This is a genomic window from Bradyrhizobium sp. SHOUNA76 (assembly GCF_023006445.1).
In the GTDB taxonomy this organism is placed as follows: domain Bacteria; phylum Pseudomonadota; class Alphaproteobacteria; order Rhizobiales; family Xanthobacteraceae; genus Bradyrhizobium.
This window is the reverse complement of record NZ_JALBHA010000747.1, coordinates 1-2,191: the sequence shown is the minus strand read 5'-3', so window position 1 is coordinate 2,191 and position 2,191 is coordinate 1. Positions and strand designations below refer to the sequence as shown.

The 2,191-nt window shown below is 67.0% G+C and carries 2 protein-coding genes and 1 pseudogene; 1 reads left to right on the top strand and 2 read right to left on the bottom strand.

Annotated elements, in window-relative coordinates; all coding sequences use genetic code 11:
• Both MOV74_RS36545 and MOV74_RS36540 read right to left on the bottom strand, forming a co-directional pair.
• Nucleotides 1-326, bottom strand: a pseudogene (locus MOV74_RS36545) (hypothetical protein); the annotation flags it as partial.
• A 64-nt stretch (nt 327-390) separates the two neighbouring features.
• Nucleotides 391-1,137 carry a uroporphyrinogen-III synthase gene (locus MOV74_RS36540; protein ID WP_246932177.1) on the bottom strand — a complete coding sequence of 249 codons (747 nt, stop codon included), beginning with the start codon at nt 1,135-1,137 and terminating at the stop codon, nt 391-393.
• 152 nt (nt 1,138-1,289) lie between these two features.
• Between MOV74_RS36540 and tsaD the strand changes: the two genes are divergently transcribed.
• The coding region (gene tsaD, locus MOV74_RS36535; protein ID WP_246932175.1) for a tRNA (adenosine(37)-N6)-threonylcarbamoyltransferase complex transferase subunit TsaD at nt 1,290-2,191 on the top strand (902 nt) is incomplete at its 3' end.

Here is a 2,191-nt window from a genome sequence, read left to right as displayed (position 1 = left end):
GCCTGCACGGCGGGCCAGCCCAGCATCCAGCCGACCGCGATCACGACCGCCGCCGCAACAACGCCGGAGAACGGCGCAATGACCCAGGGCGAAATCGACGACGCGGGAGCCTGCGCTTCGATGCGCTCCGGCTCTGCGTCAACCTGGTCGGATTGAGCCTGCTCGGCCTCGGCGTGTTCCGGCGCCGGCGCGGCCCCAGGCTCGACCGCCGCCTCCTGCGGCTGGGTCGAAACTTCGGTGGCTTCGAGGTCGATGGTGGGCGGCGTGCGCTTGGCACGACCCGCGTCGGGCGCCAATCCTGCGTCTTCAGGCTTGTCGTCGGCCATCGTGACGGTTCCTCACACTTCCATACCAGGACGGACTCAATTACGTCGGTTTCGGCCCGACCTCTTACGCCAAACGGGTGCGCAAAGCACGCTCCAAGGTGGCGAATAAGGCATTTTCGTCCGGTGTCGCGGCGACCAGAACCTGCGACGCGCCGGCCTCGCGGAGCGCGCTCGCGACCGCCTCAGACAGGCAGCATTGCGGGATCGCCAGCGCCGAAATTTCGACGCCTTCGTCCCGCGCCGCATCCAGGAACGCGCGGGCGCTGCGCTTGGAATAATGCAGCACCGCCTCGACCCCATGCGCGGCAAAGCCCTCGCAGACCTCGCGCGGCAGATGCTTGACCGGCGTCATGCGATATGTCGTCCGCGTGACCACGGAAAAACCCTCCGCACCGAGCTCGCCGCCGAGGTCGCGCGACAAATCCGCGCCCGCGAGATACAGCAGCGTGTTCTTTTTCTTCAGCACCTTGTCGCGCGCACCCTGGATCACCTTGTCCCGCAAGGATGCGGCATCGCCGCCGGCGACGATCACCTCGGCAAAGCCGGCGTCGCGCGCCGCTGCTGCCGTATGCTCGCCGACCGCAAACAGCGGCAGCTCCAGCAGGCCAAGGTCCCGCAATTGTGGTGCGACGGCACGGATCGCGTTGGCCGATGTGACGAGGATGGCGCCGTAGGGTGCTTCACTTTCGTCGTGAAAGGCGACCGGCTCGAACTTGAGCGCCGGCGCGAGCAGCACCGCATGCCCCCGCGCGCGCAGACTTTCCGCCGTCGCCGCGTTGTCGGGATGCGGCCGTGTGACAAGAATGGACATCGCTGGTGTTCCCGAACCACTTGGCGGTGACGCATGACGAGGACGGCTTGCTTCGTGACGATTGCGCAATCTGGTCCCGGAATGCTACCGGACGTACCAGAACTCTGCTTTACGGATGAGCGCAAGGGCGCAAATTGGATAACAATCCGCCAATGCTGGTACTGGGCATCGAAACCACCTGCGACGAAACCGCCGCGGCGGTGATCGAGCGCGCGGACGACGGCAGCGGCAGGATCCTCTCCAACATCGTGCGGTCGCAGGTCGAGGAGCACGCGCGCTTCGGCGGGGTGGTGCCGGAGATTGCGGCCCGCGCCCATGTCGACCTGCTCGACGGCATTATCGACCGCGCCATGCGCGAGGCCGGCATCGGATTTGCCCAGCTCAATGGCGTCGCGGCCGCCGCGGGGCCGGGCCTGATCGGCGGCGTCATCGTCGGACTCACCACCGCGAAAGCGATCGCAATGGTGCACGACACGCCGCTGGTCGCGGTGAACCATCTGGAGGCGCATGCGCTGACGCCACGCCTCACCGACGGAATCGAGTTTCCCTATTGCCTGTTCCTCGCCTCCGGCGGCCACACCCAGATCGTCGCAGTCACCGGCGTCGGACGATATGTGCGGCTCGGCACCACCGTCGACGACGCGATCGGCGAGGCCTTCGACAAGGTCGCGAAGATGCTGGGCCTGCCCTATCCCGGCGGCCCACAGGTCGAGCGCGAGGCGGCAAGCGGCGATGCCACGCGCTTTGCGTTTCCGCGGCCGATGCAGGGACGCCCTGACGCCAATTTCTCGCTGTCGGGATTGAAGACGGCGGTGCGCAGCGAAGCGAGCCGGCTCGCTGAGATCACGCCGCAGGACATCAGCGATCTCTGCGCGAGTTTTCAGGCCGCCGTGCTCGATTCGACCGCCGATCGTTTGAGCGTCGGTCTCAGGCTTTTCCGCGAGCAGTTCGGCGCGCCCCGCGCCCTGGTCGCGGCCGGCGGTGTCGCCGCCAATCAGGCGATCCGCGGCGCCCTCGATGAGGTTGCGAGGCAAGCCGGAACGCAATTGATCAT

Excerpts from the sequence above, each read along its gene's own strand:
- MOV74_RS36540 (WP_246932177.1), bottom strand. The coding sequence starts at position 1,137 with ATGTCCATTCTTGTCACACGGCCGCATCCCGACAACGCGGCGACGGCG.